This is a genomic window from Microbacterium sp. NPDC080005, assembly GCF_040702445.1.
Taxonomy (GTDB): domain Bacteria; phylum Actinomycetota; class Actinomycetes; order Actinomycetales; family Microbacteriaceae; genus Microbacterium; species Microbacterium oleivorans_D.
In genome coordinates this window covers 294,059-314,858 of record NZ_JBFBLD010000002.1, presented here as the reverse complement: position 1 = coordinate 314,858, position 20,800 = coordinate 294,059, and the positions used below count along the sequence as shown (strand labels likewise).

Genomic DNA, 20,800 nt, shown 5'->3' with positions numbered 1-20,800 from the left:
GTGACCCTCGTCATGGGCGTCGACTCGTCGACGCAGTCCTGCAAGGTCGTCATCGTCGACGCCGCGACCGGGGCGGTCGTCCGCTCCGGTCGCGCGTCGCACCCGGACGGCACATCGGTCGATCCCGAGGCGTGGTGGGTCGCGCTGCAGAGCGCGATCGCGGATGCCGGGGGTCTGGACGGCGTCGAGGCGTGGTCGATCGGGGGTCAGCAGCACGGCATGGTCGCGCTGGACTCGGGCGGTTCCGTGGTGCGTGACGCGCTGCTGTGGAACGACACGCGGTCGGGATTGGCGGCATCCGATCTCACAGCGGAGTTCGGCGCCGCGACCCTCGCGCAGCGCACGGGTCTCGTGCCCGTCGCGTCGTTCACGATCACGAAGCTGCGCTGGCTCAGGGATGCGGAACCGGCCCACGCGGCCCACGTCGCGGCGGTCGCGCTGCCGCACGACTGGCTGACGTGGCGCCTGCGGGGCTACGGACCCGAGAACCCCGCGCTCGACGAGCTCGTCACCGATCGCTCCGACGCGTCGGGCACCGGCTACTGGGATCCCGAGTCGGGTGGCTACGACCGCGAGCTGCTCGCGGCGGCGCTCGGTCACGACGCCGTGCTGCCGCGGGTCCTCGGGCCGCTCGAGTGGGTGACGGACAGTGACGGCCGCCGCGTCGGGCCCGGCGCGGGCGACAACGCCGGCGCCGCCCTGGGCGTCGGGGCGATGGCGGGTGACGTCGTCGTGTCGATCGGCACCTCCGGCACCGTCTTCGCCGTCAGCGACACCCGGACGATCGACCCGACCGGGACGGCGGCCGGTTTTGCCGATGCGACGGGCCGGTTCCTGCCGCTCGTCGCGACGCTCAACGCGGCGCGCGTGCTCGACGCGATCGCGCGCCTGCTGGGCGTCGACCACGAGGGTCTGACCGAGCTGGCGGCGGCAGCCGAACCGGGGGCGGGCGGTGTCGTCCTCGTGCCGTGGTTCGAGGGCGAACGCACGCCGAACCTCCCGACCGCGCGCGCCTCACTCGACGGGCTCTCGCTCGAGAACACGACGCGCGAGAACCTCGCGCGCGCCGCGGTCGAGGGCATGCTGGCCGGGCTGGCGACCGGCCTCGAGGCGATCCGCTCCCTGGGCGTCGACACCGAGCGTGTGCTGCTCGTCGGCGGAGCGGCCCGCAATCCCGCCGTGGCCGCGGTCGCCGCCCAGGTCTTCGACGTGCCGGTGGCCGTTCCGTCGCCGGGGGAGTATGTCGCGCTGGGCGCGGCGCGCCAGGCGGCGGCCGTACTCGGCGGATCGTGGCCGGAGTGGCCGGTCGCGATGGACCGCGACGCGGCATCCGACCCCCGTCCCGAGGTGCGCGAACGGTACGATCGCGTCGCCGCGCGACGAGCGGCGGAGCTGCGATGACCCGCCGCCGCGCGCTCATCGTCCGCGGCGGCTGGGACGGGCACCACCCCGTCGCCGCCACCGACATGTTCCGCCCGTTCCTCGACGCGCAGGGATTCGACGTGCGCGTCGAGGAGACGAACGAGGTGTACGCCGAGGCCGCCGCGATGGCCGAGACCGATCTCATCGTCCAGGCGGTCACGATGTCGTCGATCTCGGATGCCGCGGTGAAAGGGCTCCGCGCCGCCGTCGAGTCGGGAACGGGTCTCGCCGGCTGGCACGGCGGCATCGCCGATTCGTACCGCGGGAGCTCGGACTACCTGCAGCTGGTCGGGGGTCAGTTCGCCACCCATCCGGGCCGGCATCCCGACGACCGCCCCGGCGACGAGCGAGACAACTACCTCGACTACACGGTCGAGATCACCGACCTGGGGCGGCGTCACGAGATCACGGCCGGGATCGAGGACTTCGTCCTCCACACCGAGCAGTACTGGGTGCTGCACGACGACCTCATCGACGTCCTCGCCACGACGACGCATCCGACGCAGGACTACCATCCGTGGCACCGTCCGATCGTCAGTCCCGCCGTGTGGACCCGGCTCTGGGGGCGGGGGCGCGTCTTCGTCGCGACACCGGGCCACACCCCCGAGGTCCTCGCCGAGCCCCACGTCCGCACCATCGTCGAGAGGGGACTGCTGTGGGCAGCCCGCACGCCGTAGGCATCGTCGGCCTCGGCGTCATCTCCCGCCAGTACCTCGATCTGTTCGCGACGAGTCCGTCCATCCGCGTGGCCGCGGTCGCCGACCTGAACGCGGAGCGGGCGGCCGACGTGGCGGCGGCCCTACCCGACGCCCGGGCCCTCACGGTCGCGGAGCTGATGGCCGACCAGGACGTGCAGACCGTGCTGAACCTCACCGTGCCGGCTGCGCACGCGGAGGTCGCCCACGCGGCCGTCTCGGCGGGCAAGTCGGTCCACGGCGAGAAGCCGCTCGCCCTGACCGTCACGGAAGGGCGGGGGATCCTGGAGGCGGCGACCGCTGCGGGCGTGCGGGTCACGTCCGCACCCGACACCGTCCTGGGCACCGGCATCCAGACGGCCCGGCGACTCGTCGACGACGGGGCCATCGGCACGCCGATGTCGGCGAGTGCCACGTGGGTCTCGCCGGGGCACGAGCTGTGGCATCCGGCACCCGGCTTCTACTACGCGCCCGGCGGCGGCCCGCTGTTCGACATGGGTCCGTACTACCTGACGAGCCTCGTGCACCTCCTGGGGCCGATCGTCGCGGTCACCGGCGCCGCTCGCCGCGCGCGGTCGCAGCGGACGATCGCGACCGGGCCGCACGCCGGGGAGCAGATCGAGGTCGAGGTCGACACGCACGTGAGCGGCCTGCTCGAGCACGCCGGCGGGGCGGTCTCGACGATCGTCACGAGCTTCGACGCCGTCGCGTCGACGTCGCCGCCGATCGAGGTGCACGGCGATCGCGGGTCGCTCATCGTGCCCGACCCGAACATGTTCGACGGCGAGGTCCGTCTGGCCGAGCTCGGCCGTGAGGGCTGGCGCTCCGTCGCGGCATCCGCGGGGTACGCGGACTCCGGTCGCGGGATCGGGCTGATCGATGCCGTCGCGGGTGAAGGCCCCGGACGTGCCGGCGGCTCGCTCGCCCTCCACGTGCTCGATGTCATGGAGAGCCTGCTGCGATCATCCGCGGAGGGTCGGCGGCTCAGCATCCACACCGTCGCCGAGCGGCCTCCTCTCGTGCCGCTGACGGCCGCGTCCGAATGGTCTCGATCCCTGACCTGACCCGACCTTCCCCCGCGCGCAGAACGCCGCTCCGCCCCTCCGGCGGAGCGGCGTCTTCGTGCGACCGAAACGAGATGTTTGACGCTGTCGCCCTCGGGCGTTATCTTCGTATCGAAGCGGTTCGACTCCTGTTCGCAGGTAACCCGGAGAAGCGCTTCGATCACAAAGGAGTGAGATGACCCGCCACATGTCCGAGCGCGCGAATCGGCACGATCGATGACGCAGCAGGCGATCGTCACCGAGGCTGCGGCCGCGACGATCGAGGAGAAGGCGCCGCACCGGTCCGAGCAGCGGGTGTCGAAGAACCGGCGATCGTTCCGGATGTTCCTCTGCATCGTCCCGTTCCTCGTGCTCGTCTTCCTCTTCTCCTACTTCCCGCTCTACGGGTGGATCTACTCGCTGTACGACTACCGGCCCGCCCTCGGCCTCGCCGGCAGCGACTTCGTCGGCCTGCAGTGGTTCCAGCTCCTCGTCGGCTCACCGACGCAGGTGGCCCAGGTCGGGCAGGTCGTCCTCAACACGCTGGCCATCAGCTTCCTCGGCATCGCGACGTCGATCCTGCCGCTCGCGTTCGCCATCTTCCTCAACGAGATCAAAGCGCCCTGGTTCCGCAACTCGGTGCAGACGCTGACGACACTGCCCAACTTCATCTCGTGGGTGCTCGTCTACATGATCGCCTTCTCGCTCTTCTCGAGCTCGGGCCTCGTGAACGGCATCCTCTCCGACGCCGGGCTCATCACCACCCCGGTGAAGTTCCTCGACACCGATCAGAACGTGTGGCTCACGATGACCCTCTGGTCGATCTGGAAGGGGCTCGGCTGGGGCGCGATCATCTACCTCGCGGCGATCGCCGGCATCGACCAGTCGCTCTACGAGTCGGCGGAGATCGACGGCGCCGGGCGCTTCCAGAAGATGTGGTTCATCACCGTTCCGCAGCTCATGCCGACCTACCTCGTGCTCCTGCTGCTGTCGATCGCGAACCTGCTCAACAACGGCATGGAGCAGTACTTCGTGTTCCAAAACGCCTTCAACAAGGACTACATCCAGGTGCTCGACCTGTACGTCTACAACATCGGCATGACGGGCAACAACCTGTCGATGGCGACGGCGATCGGCATGCTGAAGAGCCTCATCTCCGTCATCCTCCTGTTCACCGTCAACGGGATCGCCAAGCGCGTGCGCGGCGAATCCATCGTCTGAGTCAGGAGCGCACCGTCATGGTCACCACGACTCCCACGCGTCGCGAGATCCGCCGCAGCACCGACCTGTCGGGCCGCGCGGTCTTCTCAATCGTCAACTACGGCGTGTTCCTCGCGCTCGCCTTCGTCTGCGCGTACCCGTTCTACTACCTGATCATCAACTCGATCAGCTCGAACGATCTCGCCGCCCTCGGGCAGATCCGGTGGCTGCCCACCGGCATCCACTTCTCGAACTACGAGCAGGTGTTCCAGCTCGGCGGGCTCACGCAGGCCGCGATCGTCTCGGTCGGGCGCACCGTCATCGGCACCGTCGCCGCCGTCCTCGCCTCGGCGTTCCTCGGCTTCATGTTCACCCAGACCCGCATGTGGGGCCGCCAGTTCTGGTACCGCTTCGTGATCGTCACGATGTACTTCAGCGCGGGCCTCATCCCGGTGTTCATCGTCGTCCGCAACCTCGGGCTGACGAACAACTTCTGGGTCTACGTCCTGCCGTTCGTAGTGCAGCCGTTCTTCATCATCCTCGTGAAGACGTACGTCGAGGCGATGCCGACCGAGCTGCAGGAGGCGGCAGAGATGGACGGCGCCAACATCCTCCAGATCTTCTTCCGCATCTACCTGCCCAATATGACGCCGATCCTCGCGACCGTCGCCATCTTCTCGGCGGTGGCGCAGTGGAACAGCTTCCAGGACACCCTCATCTACATCACCGACCAGAGCCTCTACACCCTGCAGTACCTGCTCTACATGTTCATCAACCAGGCGAACAGCCTGGCCCTGGCCATGCAGAACGGCGGCAACCTCACCTCGATCGTCGACGCGGCCACGAGCCAGACCCCGACGTCGATCCGCATGACGATCTCGGTGATCGTCATCCTGCCGATCATCTTCGTCTACCCGCTGTTCCAGCGCTTCTTCGTCAAGGGCATCATGCTCGGCGCGGTCAAGGGCTGAATCGACCGATCCCGGTCACACCACCGAGAGGAAAGCAATGAAGCTATCACGCAAGGCCATCGGCGCCGTCGCCGCTCTGGCCACGGTCGGGCTGCTGAGCGCCTGCACCGGCCCCGCCACGAATCAGGAACGAGAGACCATCTCCTCGTTCCCGGAGAAGTGGGATGAGCCCATCACCATCGACGTGTTCGACGGCCTCGCCAATTACATGGGGATGCAGGAGGGATGGTTCGGCAAGCTCGTCGAGGACAAGTTCAACATGAAGCTCAACATCATCGCCCCCAACGTGGCGGGCGGCGGCGACACGCTCTTCAACACGCGGGTGACGGCGGGCGACCTCGGCGACCTGATCATCACCGACAAGGGCCAGCGCCTCGAGGAACTCGCCGAGGGCGGCCTGCTCCTGGACTCGGAGAGCTTCTACCCGGCCATGAAGAACGTCGGTCGCTTCGACGCCGCCGTCGACCGCATCAACGAGGACCTCGGCGCGACCTACGCGTTCCCCTCGCAGGTCTCGTCGCTGAAGCCGACCGAGCCCTCCGAAGGCCTCGACCCGACCTTCGGACCCTACGTGCGCTGGGACCTGTACAAAGAGGTCGGCTACCCCGAGATCGGCACGCTCGAGGACCTCCTGCCGGTCCTCAAGGAGATGCAGGATGCCGAGCCCACCGCTCCCAACGGGCAGAAGACCTACGCGGTCTCGCTGTTCAAGGATTGGGACGGCAACATGCTGAACAACGCGAAGCAGCCCACCACCTACTACGGCTTCGACGAGGTCGGCTTCGCCCTCGCGAAGGGCGACGGCTCGGAGTACCAGGGCATCCTCGACGACGACGGTCAGTACGTCCGCGCGCTCCGCTTCTTCTACGAGGCGAACCAGCTCGGCATCCTCGACCCCGACTCCACGACGCAGAACTACGACACGCTCTGGACGAAGTACCAGAACGGTCAGGTGCTGTTCTCGTTCTGGCCGTGGCTCGGGCAGGCCGCCTACAACACGGATGCGAACGTCGACGAGGGACGCGGCTTCATGATGGCGCCGATGGACGACATGAGCATCTTCTCGTACGGGGCCGAGGCCTACGGCGGCAAGCAGGTGTTCGCGATCGGCTCCAAGGCCGAGGATCCCGAGCGCATCGCGGCCTTCATCGACTGGCTGTTCTCGCCCGAGGGTGCCCTGTCCAACAACAGCCAGACGCAGGGTGCGGCCGGTCCCGAGGGTCTCACGTGGGAGGTCAACGCCGAAGGTGAGCCCGAGCTGAACGAGCTCGGCCACAAGGTCTTCTTCGAGGGCGACGCCGAGGTCCCGGCCGAATGGGGCGGCGGCAGCTACATCGACGGTGCCTCACAGCTGAACATCAGCTCGGTCCTCCCGATCGACACGGACCCGAACACCGGCTTCCCCTACAGCTACAAGCTGTGGCCGACGTACCAGGCCGAGACGAGCAACCCGGTGACCGACGACTGGTCGGCCAAGATGGGCGCCACGACGACGATGGACTACCTGCGTGAGAACGACCAGCTGCTGGTCGGACCCGGCGCGAGCTACACCCCGGAGGCCGACTCGTCGGAGATCGAGACGCTGCGCAACCAGGCCAAGGCCGCCATCGTGCAGACCTCGTGGCAGATGGTGTTCGCCGAGAACGACGCGCAGTTCGACTCGCTCTTCGCCTCGCTGCAGGAGACGGCGAAGGGGCTCGGCTACGACAAGGTGCTCGAGGTCGACATGAGCAGGGCCGAAGAGCAGGATGCCGCGCGCAAGGCGGTCGCCGCGGAGTTCGCCGACTGACCTCCGTCGGACCGCGAGAAGGGCCCCGTCGGATGATCCGGCGGGGCCCTTCCGTGTGCGGGTCTAGACCTCTCCCGAGGACACGGTCAGGTCGATCGGACGTCTCTCGCGATCTCCGTGCCATCGGCCGTGGCGCAAGACTCCGTACCCGACGCCCTGGGAGAACAAGCGCAAGCCGTTGGAGGCTGCTTGACTGAGGTTGCAGAGTCGAGAACGAGAGTCCCCGCACCCGTGCTTCAGGGAGACAGATGAACAAGGGCCTACTGATTCAGGTCACCGTCCTCATGCCGCTCGGGGTCGCGGTGACCATCTTCTCCGCGCTCGGGTGGTGGATACCTGCGGGAATCGCGATCGTGGGCGCGGTTGCAGCTGTTACCTGGACACGTCGATCCGTCGAGAACAGGGAGCTCGATGAGGTCATTGCCGCCAACGCGGGGTCAGATGATCCTCGGCCTCGCGGCACGGGCGACGAACTGCGAGGCAGCGATCCCGAACCTGACTCCAGAGGGGACCGCGAGGGGTCTTAGCATTCATCCTCACTTCGATGCGTTGCGAGCAGGGCGCGAAGGCACGGGCGGTCTATCTGTCGTCACTCCCGTGCGCGGCGCGGCGTCAGGCGGCGGTGCCGGAGCGGCGGCGGTGGATGCTGCGGAACAGGAACGCGCAGCCGTAGGCACCGACGGAGAAACCGATCGTCGCGACGAGGAAGATCGTCGGTGGGAAGACGATCACGAGGCACAGCACGGTGACCGGGATGACGAGCAGCACGAGGGTGCGCAGGGGCTCCGCGGCGGGGAGCAGCAGGGCGTTCTTCAAGCTCTGGCGGAACGATGCGCGGTAGGCCGCGACGAGTCCCATCGCGTGCAGGAACGCCGCGACGGCGTAGGCGGCGGCGGCGAATCCGAGCACCGCGAGCCCGGTGAACAGCGGCTCGGGCGACGAGAGCCAGAAGAGTCCGCTGAAGGCGAGCGCGACGGCCGCCGTCAGCAGGATCAGGCTGAGCCCGGTCGCGGGGAGGAAGTTCCGCGCGAATGCGGGGAGGAAGTCGCGCACCGGCCTTCCGCTCTCCTCGTCGGAGAAGCGTCGCGTGACCTCGAACAGCGCGCTCGTCGCGGCCCCGATCGTCACGATCGGGATGCAGCACAGCAGGAACAGGATGTTGAGGACCACGAACTCCAGGAAGGTGCTCAGCCCCTGGACGGCGCGGTTCTCGGGGTCGATCCGCACGATCAGCTCGCCGGGTCGGCGAAGCGCGGCGCGATCAGTTCCGCCCCCGGCCCGCGGGTGCCTCCGATGGCGTCGAGCAACGCCCGCGCGCCCCGCGCGCCGAGGGTCTCGGCGGGCAGGTCGATGACGTCCGAGACGCCCGGCACGTGCAGGGCGAGTTCGGCGGGGCTCAGCGCGAGGATCTCAACGGGGCCGCCGTCGGCCCGGCCCATCAGCCGCGCGGCGATGAAGGGGAGGGCCGCTTCGTTGTGCACGAACAGCGCCGTCGTGTCGGGCGACTCCGCCAGCACCTGATCGACGACCCGGGTCGCCCCGGGTCCCGACGGACAGGGGAGGGCCTGCGCGGTGAGGCCGGCCGCCTCGCTCGCGGCGAGGAACCCCCGCATGAGCCGGTCGGAGTACGAGGTGTGCCGAGCCTGCACCTGCGGCGGAGCCCCCAGCAGGGCGACGGCCCGGTGGCCGCGCTCGGCGAGCCGCTGGGCCGCCAGACGACCGGCGGCCTCGAAGTCGAAGTCGACGCAGACCAGGTCGTCCGCGGCATCCGGCAACCCGATCAGCACGGCCGGGATGCTCAGCTCCGCCAGCGCGCCCACACGCGGATCACTGGTCTCGACGTCGAGGATCAGCACGCCGTCGACCATGCCCGCCCGGGCCGCCCGCTCGACGCCCGCGGCATCGTCGCTGGTCAGCAGGAGGATGTCGTGATGGTGCGCGCGTGCCTCCTTGAGCGCGCCGGCGACGATCTGCATGACGACGTGCACGTCGACACCGGCGCGGATGGGGGCCTGGAGACCGAGGACGCTCGTCGATCGTGAGGCGAGCGATCGCGCGCTGGCCTGAGGGCTGTAGGACAGGTCCGCCATCGCCCGCTCGACGCGGTCCCGCGTCTCCTGCGAGATGGTGCGCTTGCCGCTCATCACATAGGACACCGTCGAGATCGAGACCCCCGCGGCCTGGGCCACGTCCGCGATCGTGGTCATGGACACTCCTTCTCCCGGGAGTCGGCCTCGACACCCGGGTGGATCGAGCGTATCGGCTCGTCATGAGCGGGGAACGCAGGCCCGGCGGCCGATGGACACGGCCGTGATCGCTAGTATAAGTTGAGATCGTTGAAGCGCTTCGACAAAGTCGTCCACATCGCTGAAAGGCCCCGGTCATGACCTCTGCCGCCGCCGCGTCCCTCGCGGACCTGACGGAGGGTCTCGGCATCCTCTTCGGAGGCGACTACAACCCGGAGCAGTGGCCCCGCGAGGTCTGGCGCGAGGACGTCGAACTCATGCAGCGCGCCGGTGTGAACCTCGTCACCGTCGGAGTCTTCAGCTGGGCGGAGATCGAGCCCTTTCCCGGTGCGCGCGAGTTCGGCTGGCTCGACGAGGTGCTCGACCTGCTGCACGCGGGCGGCATCGCGGTGGACCTCGCCACGCCGACGGCCTCGCCACCGCCCTGGCTCGGCGTGCGGCATTCCGAGACGCTCCCGGTCGACCGCGACGGCGTGCGCCTGGTCGCCGGTTCCCGCAACCAGTTCGCGCCCTCCTCGCGCGTCTACCGCGACGCGGCGCGCGCGATCACGGCGGACCTGGCGGCGCGGTACGCGCAGCATCCCGCCGTCCGGATGTGGCATGTCGGCAACGAGTACGGCCAGATCGACCACGGAGACGAGGCGGCGCGGGCGTTCCGCGCGTGGCTGCTGCGCCGGTACGGATCGATCGAGGGCATCAATGAGGCGTGGGGCACCGCCTTCTGGGCGCAGCGGTACGCGGACGTGGGCGAGATCCTGCCGCCACGACGCGCGCCGTACCTCATCAACCCGACGCAGTCCCTCGACTTCCGGCGGTTCACCTCCGACGAGCTGCGCGACTGCTACCGGGAACTGCGCGACACCATCCGCGCGGCCGGGGCGACGCAACCCATCACGACCAACTTCATGGGGCCGTTCGCACACGTGGACTACTGGTCGTGGGCCCAGGACGTCGACGTCGTGAGCGACGATCAGTACCCCGACCCCGCCGACCCCGACAGCCCCGCCGGCATTGCGTTCGCGCAGGATCTCATGCGCGGGCTCGGCGGCGGGGCGCCATGGCTGCTCATGGAGCAGGCGATCAGCGCCGTGCAGTGGCGGCCGCACAACCTGCCCAAGACGCCCGGGCGTGCGCGGCTCGATTCGCTGCAGGCCGTCGCGCGCGGCGCGGACGGTGTCTGCTTCTTCCAGTGGCGCCAGTCGACCGCCGGCGCCGAACGGTTCCACTCCGCGATGCTCCCTCACGCCGGCGCCGACACGGAGGTGTTCGCGGGCGTCCGTCGGCAGGGCGCCGACCTGCAGCGGCTGAGCCCGGTGGCCGGGTCCCGCGTCCCGGCGCGGACCGCGCTCCTGTTCGACTGGTCGTCGTGGTGGGCCGCGGGCGAGCCCGCCCGCCCCACGACCCGCTTCGACAGTCTCGAGCAGGTGCACCGGTGGTACCGCGTGCTCTGGCGGCGGAACGTGCCCGTCGACGTCGTGCGGTTCGACGCGGACCTCACCGGTTACGACGTCGTCGTCCTGCCGCACGGCTATGTGCTGCGTCCGGGTGACGCCGACCGTCTCGCGGCCGCCGCGGCGGCCGGAGCCCAGGTCGTCGTCGGGCCCTTCAGCGGCGTGGCCGACGAGCGCGGCCACATCCTGACCGGCCGCTCGCCGGCGCTCCTTCGGGAGCTCATCGGCGCGAGCGGCGAGGAGTGGGTCGGCCTTCCCGACGACGGGGTCGCCGTCGCGGCGACGGACGGGCGACGCCCGGCATCCGTCGCGTCCGTCCTGGCCGAGAAGCTGCGCTCGGACGGCGCCGAGACGCTGGTCGCGTTCGCCCAGGGAGACCTCGCCGGTCGGCCGGTCGTGACGCGCCACGGCGGCACCTGGTACGTCGCCGCGGTCGTCGCCGACGACCTGCTCGACGCGATCCTCGGCGACGTGCTCGCGGCGGCGGGGGTCACCGGCGCGGTGACGGACTCGGTGCCGGGCGTGGAGGCGGTGCGACGCGGTGAGGCGCTGTTCCTGCTGAACCGGGGACGCGAGGATGCGACGATCCCCCTCCCGGGCGCATGGATCGATCTGCTGACGGATGAAGAGATGGACGAGCACGTGAGGGTCCCGAGTGGGGACGCGCGGGTCGTGACGGAAAGGCGCAGGACATGAAGTTCACCGACGGCTACTGGCTCATGCGGCCGGGGGTGACCGGCCTGTACGCGAGCAGCGTGGACGACATCCGCGCCGACGCGGAGGCGGGGACGCTCAGGGTCTACGCCCCCACCGCGCAGATCCGTCACCGGGGCGACACGCTCAACCGGCCGCTGATCACGACGACGTTCTCCGCGCCGGCGCCCGGCGTCATCCGGGTGCGGGTGCAGCGGCACGCCGGCAGCCGGCACCGCGGGCCCGACTTCGCGCTGACGGCGCAGGAGGGCTATGTGCCGGAGGTCACCGCCGACGACACCGAAGCGGTGCTGGATGCCGGTGACCTCCGCGTCCGCGTGTCGCGCGAGGGGGCGTGGCGGGTGGCTTTCGAGCAGGGCGACCGCGTGCTCACGACCTCGCTGCCGCGGTCGATCGGCCACATGAGCGGACCCGACGGCACCTTCGTCCACCAGCAGCTGTCGATCGAACCGGGCGAGCGGGTCTACGGCTTCGGCGAGCGGTTCGGCGCGTTCACGAAGAACGGGCAGTCCATCGACACGTGGAACGCCGACGGCGGCACCTCGAGCGAGCAGGCGTACAAGTCGGTGCCGTTCTATCTGACGAGTCGCGGCTACGGCGTCTTCGTCGACAGCCCCGACGCGGTGTCGTTCGAGGTGGGGTCCGAGATCAACTCGCGCGTCCAGTTCTCCGTCCCCGGCGAGAAGCTCGACTACTACGTGATCGCCGGCCCCGAGCCGAAGGACGTGCTCCGCCGGTACACGGCGCTCACCGGTCGGCCCGCGCGTGTACCCGCCTGGTCTTTCGGCCTGTGGCTGACGACGTCGTTCACGGCCGCCTACGACGAGGCGAGTGTCACCGAGTTCGTCGACGGGATGCGGGAGCGCGAGCTGCCGCTGTCGGTCTTCCACTTCGACTGCTTCTGGATGCGGGAGTTCCAGTGGACCGACTTCACGTGGGACCCGCGCATGTTCCCCGACCCCGACGGCCAGCTGGCGCGCCTGCGGGAGCGGGGGCTCAAGGTATCGCTCTGGATCAACCCCTACATCGCCCAGCGCTCGGCGCTGTTCGCGGAGGCGGCCGAGAAGGGGTACCTGCTGAAGACCACCGACGGCGACGTCTGGCAGTGGGACATGTGGCAGGCCGGCATGGCGATCGTCGACTTCACCAACCCCGAGGCATCCGAGTGGTTCGCCGAGCACCTCCGCCGACTCGTGCGGCAGGGGGCGGACAGCTTCAAGACGGACTTCGGCGAGCGGATCCCCACCGAGGGTGTCGCCTGGCACGACGGGTCCGACCCGCGTCGCATGCACAACTACTACCCGCAGCTCTACAACGCGCTCGTGTTCCGGGTTCTCGAGGAAGAGCGGGGCGTCGGCGAGGCGGTGCTGTACGCGCGCTCCGCGACCGCCGGCGGGCAGCAGTTCCCGGTGCACTGGGGCGGCGACAACGACTCGACGCTGCTGTCGATGGCTGAGACGCTGCGCGGCGGGCTGTCGCTGGCCATGAGCGGGTTCGGCTACTGGAGTCACGACATCGGCGGCTTCGAGGGGACACCGGATGCCGGTGTGTTCAAGCGATGGCTGGCGTTCGGCCTGCTGTCGTCGCACTCGCGGCTGCACGGTTCGGGCAGTGTGCGTGTGCCCTGGGCGTTCGACGAGGAGGCCGTCGAGGTCACGCGCCTGTTCACGCGGCTGAAGCTGCGCCTCATGCCGTACCTCGGGCGGGTCGCGGAGGAGGCGCACACGGACGGCATCCCGATGATGCGCCCGCTCGTGCTCGAGTTCCCCGGCGACCGCACGACGCACGACGCCGACGTGCAGTACCTGTTGGGCGACGCCCTCATGGTCGCGCCGGTGTTCGCCGAGGACGGCGGTGTGGAGTACTACCTGCCCGACGGGCGGTGGACCTCCCTCCTGACCGGTGACGTCGCCGACGGTCGCCGGTGGCACGCGGAGCGCCACGGCTACGACTCCGTCCCGCTGCGGGTGCGCCCGGGCACGGTGCTGCCGTGGGGTGCCCGCGAGGACCGACCCGACTACGACTGGGCCGACGGGGTCACGCTGCGCTGCTTCGAGCTGCCGGACGGCTACGACGCCGAGACGGTCGTGCCCGGACACGACGGGGCGCCCGCGACGGTCTTCCGCGTGCGCCGCGAGGGCGGTCGCATCGTGGCCGAGTCCCGTGACGCCCGCGCGCCGTGGAGCCTGCAGGTCGGCGATCGGACGGCGTCGGCGACCGGCGCGGGCAGCATCAGTGTGGAGACGGCGGGGTGAGCTCCGACGCGTTCCGCCGGGTCGACCTGCCCCTCGCCGACCGTGCCCGCGACCTGCTCGACCGCCTGAGCCCGGACGAGCGGCTCGCGATGCTGCACCAGGCGATGCCGGCCGTCGAGCGCCTCGGCATCCGTCCCTTCCACACGGGGTGCGAGGCCCTGCACGGGCTGGCCTGGGTGGGGGTGGCGACGGTGTTCCCGCAGCCGGTCGGTCTCGCCGCGACGTGGGACACCGAGCTGATCGAGCGGATCGGCGATCTGGTCGCGACCGAGGTGCGCGCCAAGCGCGCCTCGGGCGCCGATGTCGACCTCAACGTGTGGGCGCCCGTCGTGAACACGCTGCGCCACCCCGCGTGGGGCCGCAACGAGGAGGGGTACTCCGAGGATCCGCACCTGACCGGGCAGTTCGGTGCGGCCTACAGCCGTGGGCTGCGCGGCGACCACCCCCGCGTGTGGAGGACGGTGCCGTCGCTCAAGCACTTCCTCGCCTACAGCAACGAGACCGATCGGTCGGCCACCTCGTCGGAGATGTCGCTGCGCACCCTCCACGAGGAGGAGCTGCCGGCGTTCCGCCCCGCGATCGAGCAGAAGGTCGCGGGCGGCATGATGCTCGCCTACAACCGGGTCAACGGCGTGCCCGCGCACACGCAGCCCGAGCTCGTCGCCGAGGCGCGCCGCTGGAGCGACGAGTCGATCGCCGTCGTATCGGATGCCGGGGCTCCCACCTTCCTCGTCTCGATCCAACGGGCGCAGCCCGACGAGGTCCACGGCGCCGCCGCACTCGTGACGAGCGGGATGGACTCCTTCACCGACGACGGCCCGGACCCGGGGCCCACCCTCGAAGCGCTCCGCGGCGCGCTCGCGGCGGGGCTGCTCACCGAGGCGGACGTGGACACCGCTGTCCTGCGCCTGCTGGAGATGCGGGTGCGCACCGGCGAGTTCGACGGCGACGGCGACCCCTACGCGGGAATCGCATCCGAGGAGATCGACACCCCCGCCGCGCGCGAGCTCGCCCGGGTCGCCGCGGGGCGCCAGGTCGTGGTGCTGCGCAACGACGCCGGCGTCCTCCCACTCGTGTCGCCGTCCGCGGTGGCCGTCGTCGGTCCGATGGCCGACCTCGTCCTCACCGACTGGTACTCGGGCACGCCTCCCTACGAGATCGGGATCGCGCAGGGTGTGCGCGACCGCTACCCGGCTGCGCAGGTCGAGGCGGTCACCGGCGCCGACACCGTCGCGCTGCGCGCACCGTCGGGTTACGTCGCCGCGACGGCCGACGGTGCGATCGTCGACGCGACCACCGAGACCCGTACCCCGGCGACGCTGTTCGACGTCACGGACTGGGGCGACGGGGTCCTCACCCTGCGCTCGCACGGGAGCGGTCGGCTCCTCACGGGTGCCGGCTGGCCCATGCGCGCGGACGCCGCACGGGTGGGCGGCTGGGTCGTGCAGGAGAGCTTCCGTCGCCATGTCCACGAGGACGGCACGTGGTCGCTCCTGCACCTGGGCTCGGGCCGCTGGGTGCGCGTCGTCCGCGACATCGGCCAGCTCGCGGCCGAGGCCGTCACCCTCGACGACGCGGCGCGCTTCGAGGCCGAGACTGTCGTCTCGGGCGCTGAGGACGTCGCGCGGGCGGCCGCTGCGGCGGACGTCGTCATCGTCGCCGTCGGGAACGACCCGCACCTGTCGGGGCGGGAGACCGCGGACCGGCCCCACCTCCTGCTGCCCACCGCGTCGACCGAGATCTGGCGCACCGCCCGCGCGGCGAATCCGCGCAGCATCCTCACGATCGTCTCCAGCTTCCCCTACGTCCTCGCAGACGCCGCCGACGCCGAGACGGTCGTGTGGTCGAGCCACGCCGGGCAGGAGCTCGGTCACGGTCTGCTCGACGTCCTGAGCGGTGACGTGGAACCGACGGGGCGCCTCGCGCAGTCGTGGCCGGCGCGTCCCGAGCAGGCGGGTGACCTGTTCGACTACGACACGCAGCGGCAGCAGGCGACCTACCGCCATCAACCCGATCCCTACGCCTTCGCGTTCGGCCACGGGCTGGGCTACGGCGAGGTCGCCTACACGGCGGTGACGGTGGATGCCGCGGAGGTGACGGTGCCGGCGCCGAGCCACCGGCATCCTGCCCTCGACCCTCGGATCGACGAGAAGGTCGTCGTCGCCACGGTCACGGTCGCGAACCCGTCGGCGCGGGTCGTCGAGGAGCTCGTGCAGGTGTACGCCGTCGCTCCGGAGCTGCCCATCGCCGCGCCGCGACGTCTGCTGCTCGGGTACGCCCGCGTGCGCGTGCAGCCGGGAACGACCCGCACGGTGCAGGTGCCCTTCGCGATCGAGCGTCTCGCGGTGTGGGACGACACGATCCGGATCGACGGTGCGCCGGAGGACTGGCTGCATGAAGGGGCGTTGCGGGTGCAGCCGGGGGAGTACCGGATCGCTGCCGGTCCCTCGGCGGATCGGCTCGTCGTCGACGCGACCCTCGTCGTCCGCGTCTGACCCGACCGGATCGGCTCAGACGTCTCCGCCGCCGAATCCGGTGGACTCGCGCGCGACCACGGAGAAGGCCGGCTGGACGGTGCGCGGATCCTTGCGCGGTCCCTTCTCCGAGATGCGCTCGAGCAGCAGATCGAGTGCCGTCTCGGCGATCTGCTCCTTCCCCGCATCGACGCTCGAGAGAGAGGGCACGGAGAACCGCGCCTCGTCGATGTTGTCGAAACCGAGGACCGCGACGTCGTCGGGCACCGTCACGCGCTCGCGGGCGAGACCGCGCAGCGCTCCCAGGGCGAGTGTGTCGTTGAGGGCGAAGAGCCCGTCGAAGGCGACGCCTTCGGCGACGAGTGCATGGACCGCCTCCGATCCTGCGTCCCGCGTCCAGTGCAGGAGGGGTCGGATGAGTGCGGGGTCCTCCGGCACGCCCGCGGCGGCGAGCGCCTCGCGATAACCCGCGAGGCGCAGGCTCGCCGAGCTCGGCTGCGCGGGGTCGTCGTCGCTGCCGCCGAGGATCGCGATCCGGCGGCGACCCAGTGACAGCAGGTGCTCGACGCCGGCCCGGGCGGCGGCGGTGTTGTGGATCGCCACGTGGTCGGTGGGGCCGTTGAAGATGCGGTCGCCGAGGAGGACGAGCGGATAGTCGACGTCCAGCACGTCGACGTCCAGCTGTCCGAGGTTCACCGGGCTCAGCAGCAGGCCGTCCGTGAAGCGGCGTCGGCCTCCGCTGATGGCGAGGATCTCTGCCTCACGATGACCGCCGGTCTGCTCGACGACGACGCCCACGCCACGGGCGTCGGCGAGGCGGATGATGTGGTCCGCGAGTTCGGCGAAGTAGTTCTCGCGCAGCGCCGGCACCGCGAGGGCGATGACGCCCGTGCGTCCCGAGCGCAGACCGCGCGCCGACACGTTCGGCCGGTACGAGAGCGCGGCGATCGCCTCCTGCACCCGTCGGCGCGTGTCGTCGCGGACGTACGGGTAGTCGTTGACCACGTTCGAGACGGTCTTGATGCTGACTCCGGCGACCCGGGCGACATCGTGCATCGTCGCACCCATGCTGCTCCCTCCCTCGAGGACCCCCTCACTCTAGGGCGTCCCACGGAGGATCTTGACACCTCCGCATCCCGACTCTAGGTTCATCTACAACGTTGATCTACAACGTTGTAGTCCTGCGTGGCGAATCCCGCTCCGCATCGTGATCGCGCCGACGAAGAAGTCCCAGCATCCGAAAGGAATCACAGTGAAGACGAAGACTGTCCTCGCTACCTCCGCCGCCCTCGGCCTCACCCTCGCCTTCGCTGCCTGCAGCGGTGGCGGCGGCGGCAACGGGGGAGGAGGCGGCGGCAACGACGCCACCAACTGCACCAACGACATCCCGAAGGACGACCTGCCCGTCGTCACCATGTGGGCCTGGTATCCCAACATGGAGACCGTCATCGACAACTTCAACGAGGAGAACGACGAGGTCCAGGTCTGCTGGACGAACGTCGGCCAGGGCGGTGACGAATACGACAAATTCCAGACCGCCATCACCGCGGGCACGGGCGCGCCCGACGTCATCATGATCGAGGCGGACCGCATCCCGACCTTCCAGATCCAGGAAGCCATCGTCGACATCTCCGACTACGGCCTCGACGAGGTCCGGGACGACTACAGCGACGGCGCGTGGAAGGACGTGTCGGTCGGCGAGGGCGTCTACGGCGTGCCGGTCGACGGCGGGCCGATGGGCATGATCTACCGCGCCGACCTCTTCGAGGAGTACGACATCGCGCCGCCCACGACGTGGGAGGAGTACGAGGCCGCAGCACAGAAGATGAAGGATGCCGGCGGCCCGCTCTTCGGCGACCTCGGAGCGAACGTGCCCGCCGTCATGATGGCCCTGCAGTATCAGAACGGCGCGCAGCCGTTCGAGTACGACTCGGCGACGCCCGAGCAGATCGGCATCTCGCTCAACGACGACGCCTCCAAGGAGGTGCTCGACTACTGGGCGGGCCTCGTCGAGAAGGGTCTCGTCGGCACGCAGGACCAGTTCACCCCCGAGTACATCGCCGGTGTGATCGGCGGCGACTACGCGACCTACATCTCGGCCGCGTGGGCTCCCGGCTATCTGACGGGCGCCGGTGTCGGTGAGGGCGAGGATGCCGGGGTCTGGCGCACCGCGCCGCTCCCGCAGTGGGATGCCGCGAACCCGGTGTCGGTCAACTGGGGAGGATCGGCCTTCTCGGTGACGTCGCAGGCCGCTGACCCCGAGCTCGCCGCGAAAGCCGCCTTCGGCGTCTACGCCGACGACGCCTCGCTGACCGACGGCTGGCAGAACCAGGTCATCTTCCCGCTGAACCTCACGGCGCTGAACTCCGACGAGTTCGTCGACTACGAGGTGCCGTTCTTCGGCGGTCAGCGGGCCAACGAGGAGGTCTACGTCCCGGCGGCCAACGCCTACGGCGGCATGACCTACACCCCGTTCGGTCAGTACTACTACGACGCCTTCACGTCGCAGCTCGCGGCGATCAACGAGGGCTCCGTGACCGGGTCGGAGGCAGCCGACGCCCTCCAGGAGGACGTCGTCGCATACGCCGAAGAACAGGGATTCACGGTCCAGTGACCCTGCTCGTGGGCCGGTCCGTCCTCCGGACCGGCCCACGCGTCGCGCCCCCACCCGAGAACCCGGAGTCGCCATGACCGTCGACCTGGCGCAGAGCGCCGTCACCCCCGCATCCGCCCCCACCGCCCGGCGGCGTCGCCGCCGCGGGCGCCAGAGCCTCATCGGCTGGGGATTCGTCGCGCCCTTCGCGATCGTCTTCCTCGCCCTGCTCGTCGCCCCGCTGCTCTTCGCGCTGTACCTGAGCCTGTTCCAGAACCAGCTCATCGGCGGCGAGCGGTTCGTCCTCTTCGACAACTACGTGAAGGCGTTCACGGACGACAGCTTCCTGAACGGCGTCTGGTTCGTCGTGCGCTTCTCCGTCGTGCTCATCCCGCTGCAGATGGCGGTGTCGCTCGCCGTCGCGCTCATGCTCGACGTCCTCACCGGCGCCTTCTCGCGGTTCTCCCGCCTGATGGTGTTCCTGCCCTACGCCATCCCCGCCGTGATCGGCGCGCTGATGTGGGGATTCCTCTACAGCAAGAGCTTCGGCCCGCTCGCGGAGATCTTCGGGATGTTCGGACTCGTGGGCCCCGACTTCCTGAGTCGCAACCTCATCTTCGTCGGACTGCTGAACATCGTCATCTGGCAGTGGGCCGGCTACTACATGATCATCCTCTACGCCGCTCTGCAGGGGATCGACCCGACGCTGTACGAGGCGGCGCGCATCGACGGCGCGAACCAGTGGCAGATCATCTTCCGGATCAAGATCCCGCTCATCGCGCCGGCGCTCGTCCTGATCCTGGTGTTCGCCCTGATCGGGACACTGCAGTTCTTCAACGAGCCGCAGATCCTGCGCTACCTCGCCGCGGGAGCGATCCCCGCGGACTTCACACCCAACATGTACGCCTACCAGCAGGCGTTCGCGCTGGCGAACTACAACTACGGCTCCGCGATCTCGTTCGCGCTCGGCGCCGTCGTGTTCATCTGCGTCTATCTCTTCATGTTCATCACGCGCAAGCGGGGGAGCTTCCTGTCATGACCGCCACCGCCGACACGCCCCGTCGTCCCGTTCCGGTCGACACGCGACGCCGAACGTCGCCCCGCCGGTACCTGCCGCTGCAGGTGCTGCTCGGCTTCCTCGTCATCTACTTCCTGATCCCGTTCTGGTGGGTCATCGTCAACAGCTCGAAGAACGCGGGCGGGCTGTTCGGCGGCGGCAGCTCGCTCTGGTTCGCCGACGACATCGACTACATCGCGAATTTCACTCAGCTCTTCACCTTCCAGGACGGCATCTACCTGCGGTGGCTCGGCAACTCGGCGCTGTACGCCCTCGTCGGCGGGGTCGGGGCGACGGTCCTGGCCGTCGCGGCGGGGTACGGCTTCGCGAAGTACCGTTTCGTCGGGCGTCGATTGAGCTTCTCGATCCTGCTCGGATCGGTGATGGTGCCGGCGACGGCGCTCGTCATCCCGACCTTCATCCTGTTCTCCGAGCTGGGCCTCACGAACACCATCTGGGCGGTCATCCTGCCGACCCTGCTCAACCCGTTCGGGGTCTACCTCATGCACGTCTACGCGCGCGATGCCGTTCCCGACGAGCTCCTCGACGCCGGACGCGTCGACGGGGCGGGTGACTTCCGCATCTTCGTGCAGCTCGCGCTCCCGATGCTGCGCCCCGCGATCGTGACGGTGCTCCTGCTGTCGGTCGTCGCGTCATGGAACAACTACTTCCTGCCGCTCGCGATGCTCTCCGACAACCGTCTGTTCCCCGTCACCGTCGGGATCGGTCTCTGGCAGGGCCTCGCGTCGGCGAACAACGCGGGCGGGACGTCGCTGTGGAGCATCATCATCCTCGGTTCGCTCGTCTCCGTCATCCCGCTGATCATCGCCTTCCTCACCCTGCAGCGGTACTGGCAGGGCGGGTTGTCGATCGGCAGCCTCAAATGACCT

The 20,800-nt window shown here is 69.6% G+C and carries 15 protein-coding genes; 12 read left to right on the top strand and 3 right to left on the bottom strand.

Annotation, left to right across the window (positions count from 1 at the left end):
* The 6 genes from AB0259_RS08360 (at window position 1) to AB0259_RS08335 (ending at window position 7,120) form a co-directional block, all read left to right on the top strand.
* Window positions 1-1,401 carry an FGGY family carbohydrate kinase gene (locus AB0259_RS08360; protein ID WP_366222365.1) on the top strand — a complete coding sequence of 467 codons (1,401 nt, stop codon included), beginning with the start codon at window positions 1-3 and terminating at the stop codon, window positions 1,399-1,401.
* A complete protein-coding gene (locus tag AB0259_RS08355) occupies window positions 1,398-2,099 on the top strand; it encodes a ThuA domain-containing protein (RefSeq protein ID WP_366222367.1) in 702 nt (233 codons plus the stop codon). The genes AB0259_RS08360 and AB0259_RS08355 overlap by 4 nt, the downstream gene beginning before the upstream one ends.
* On the top strand, window positions 2,078-3,181 hold the full coding sequence (locus AB0259_RS08350; RefSeq protein ID WP_366222369.1) for a Gfo/Idh/MocA family oxidoreductase: 1,104 nt from the start codon (window positions 2,078-2,080) through the stop codon (window positions 3,179-3,181). The genes AB0259_RS08355 and AB0259_RS08350 overlap by 22 nt, the downstream gene beginning before the upstream one ends.
* A gap of 216 nt (window positions 3,182-3,397) precedes the next feature.
* On the top strand, window positions 3,398-4,381 hold the full coding sequence (locus AB0259_RS08345; protein ID WP_366222371.1) for an ABC transporter permease subunit: 984 nt from the start codon (window positions 3,398-3,400) through the stop codon (window positions 4,379-4,381).
* A 17-nt stretch (window positions 4,382-4,398) separates the two neighbouring features.
* Window positions 4,399-5,331 carry a carbohydrate ABC transporter permease gene (locus AB0259_RS08340; protein WP_366222373.1) on the top strand — a complete coding sequence of 311 codons (933 nt, stop codon included), beginning with the start codon at window positions 4,399-4,401 and terminating at the stop codon, window positions 5,329-5,331.
* 37 nt (window positions 5,332-5,368) lie between these two features.
* Window positions 5,369-7,120: an extracellular solute-binding protein gene (locus AB0259_RS08335; protein WP_366222375.1), complete on the top strand. Its 1,752-nt coding sequence runs from the start codon at window positions 5,369-5,371 to the stop codon at window positions 7,118-7,120.
* 612 nt (window positions 7,121-7,732) lie between these two features.
* Here AB0259_RS08335 and AB0259_RS08330 read toward each other — a convergent pair.
* Entirely contained in the window at window positions 7,733-8,347 is a 615-nt protein-coding gene (locus AB0259_RS08330) for a DUF624 domain-containing protein (RefSeq protein ID WP_366222377.1), read from the bottom strand.
* Window positions 8,348-8,349: 2 nt separating this feature from the next.
* Window positions 8,350-9,327, bottom strand: coding sequence for a LacI family DNA-binding transcriptional regulator (locus AB0259_RS08325; protein WP_366222379.1), 978 nt, complete (start codon window positions 9,325-9,327; stop codon window positions 8,350-8,352).
* 176 nt (window positions 9,328-9,503) lie between these two features.
* On the opposite strand from AB0259_RS08325, the gene AB0259_RS08320 reads away from it, so the two are divergent.
* The 3 genes from AB0259_RS08320 to AB0259_RS08310 are packed head-to-tail and all read left to right on the top strand — an operon-like array spanning window position 9,504 to window position 16,281.
* Window positions 9,504-11,513, top strand: coding sequence for a beta-galactosidase (locus AB0259_RS08320; protein ID WP_366222380.1), 2,010 nt, complete (start codon window positions 9,504-9,506; stop codon window positions 11,511-11,513).
* Window positions 11,510-13,786: an alpha-xylosidase gene (gene yicI, locus AB0259_RS08315; RefSeq protein WP_366222381.1), complete on the top strand. Its 2,277-nt coding sequence runs from the start codon at window positions 11,510-11,512 to the stop codon at window positions 13,784-13,786. The genes AB0259_RS08320 and yicI overlap by 4 nt, the downstream gene beginning before the upstream one ends.
* Window positions 13,783-16,281 (top strand): glycoside hydrolase family 3 C-terminal domain-containing protein, encoded by a 2,499-nt coding sequence (locus AB0259_RS08310; protein WP_366222382.1) that lies wholly within the window; start codon window positions 13,783-13,785, stop codon window positions 16,279-16,281. Before yicI ends, AB0259_RS08310 begins: the two co-directional genes overlap by 4 nt.
* A 15-nt stretch (window positions 16,282-16,296) precedes the next feature.
* On the opposite strand, the gene AB0259_RS08305 is transcribed toward AB0259_RS08310, so the two are convergent.
* Window positions 16,297-17,328 carry a LacI family DNA-binding transcriptional regulator gene (locus tag AB0259_RS08305; protein WP_366222384.1) on the bottom strand — a complete coding sequence of 344 codons (1,032 nt, stop codon included), beginning with the start codon at window positions 17,326-17,328 and terminating at the stop codon, window positions 16,297-16,299.
* Window positions 17,329-17,512: 184 nt separating this feature from the next.
* Here AB0259_RS08305 and AB0259_RS08300 point away from each other — a divergent pair, with 184 nt between their 5' ends.
* The 3 genes from AB0259_RS08300 to AB0259_RS08290 all read left to right on the top strand — a co-directional run bounded on the left by AB0259_RS08300 (window position 17,513) and on the right by AB0259_RS08290 (window position 20,797).
* A complete protein-coding gene (locus AB0259_RS08300; RefSeq protein ID WP_251578103.1) occupies window positions 17,513-18,874 on the top strand; it encodes an extracellular solute-binding protein in 1,362 nt (453 codons plus the stop codon).
* A gap of 73 nt (window positions 18,875-18,947) precedes the next feature.
* Window positions 18,948-19,892 carry a sugar ABC transporter permease gene (locus AB0259_RS08295; RefSeq protein ID WP_251578105.1) on the top strand — a complete coding sequence of 315 codons (945 nt, stop codon included), beginning with the start codon at window positions 18,948-18,950 and terminating at the stop codon, window positions 19,890-19,892.
* Complete coding sequence (locus AB0259_RS08290; RefSeq protein WP_251578107.1) at window positions 19,889-20,797, top strand: carbohydrate ABC transporter permease; 909 nt, start codon at window positions 19,889-19,891, stop codon at window positions 20,795-20,797. Before AB0259_RS08295 ends, AB0259_RS08290 begins: the two co-directional genes overlap by 4 nt.
* Window positions 20,798-20,800: the final 3 nt, after the last annotated feature.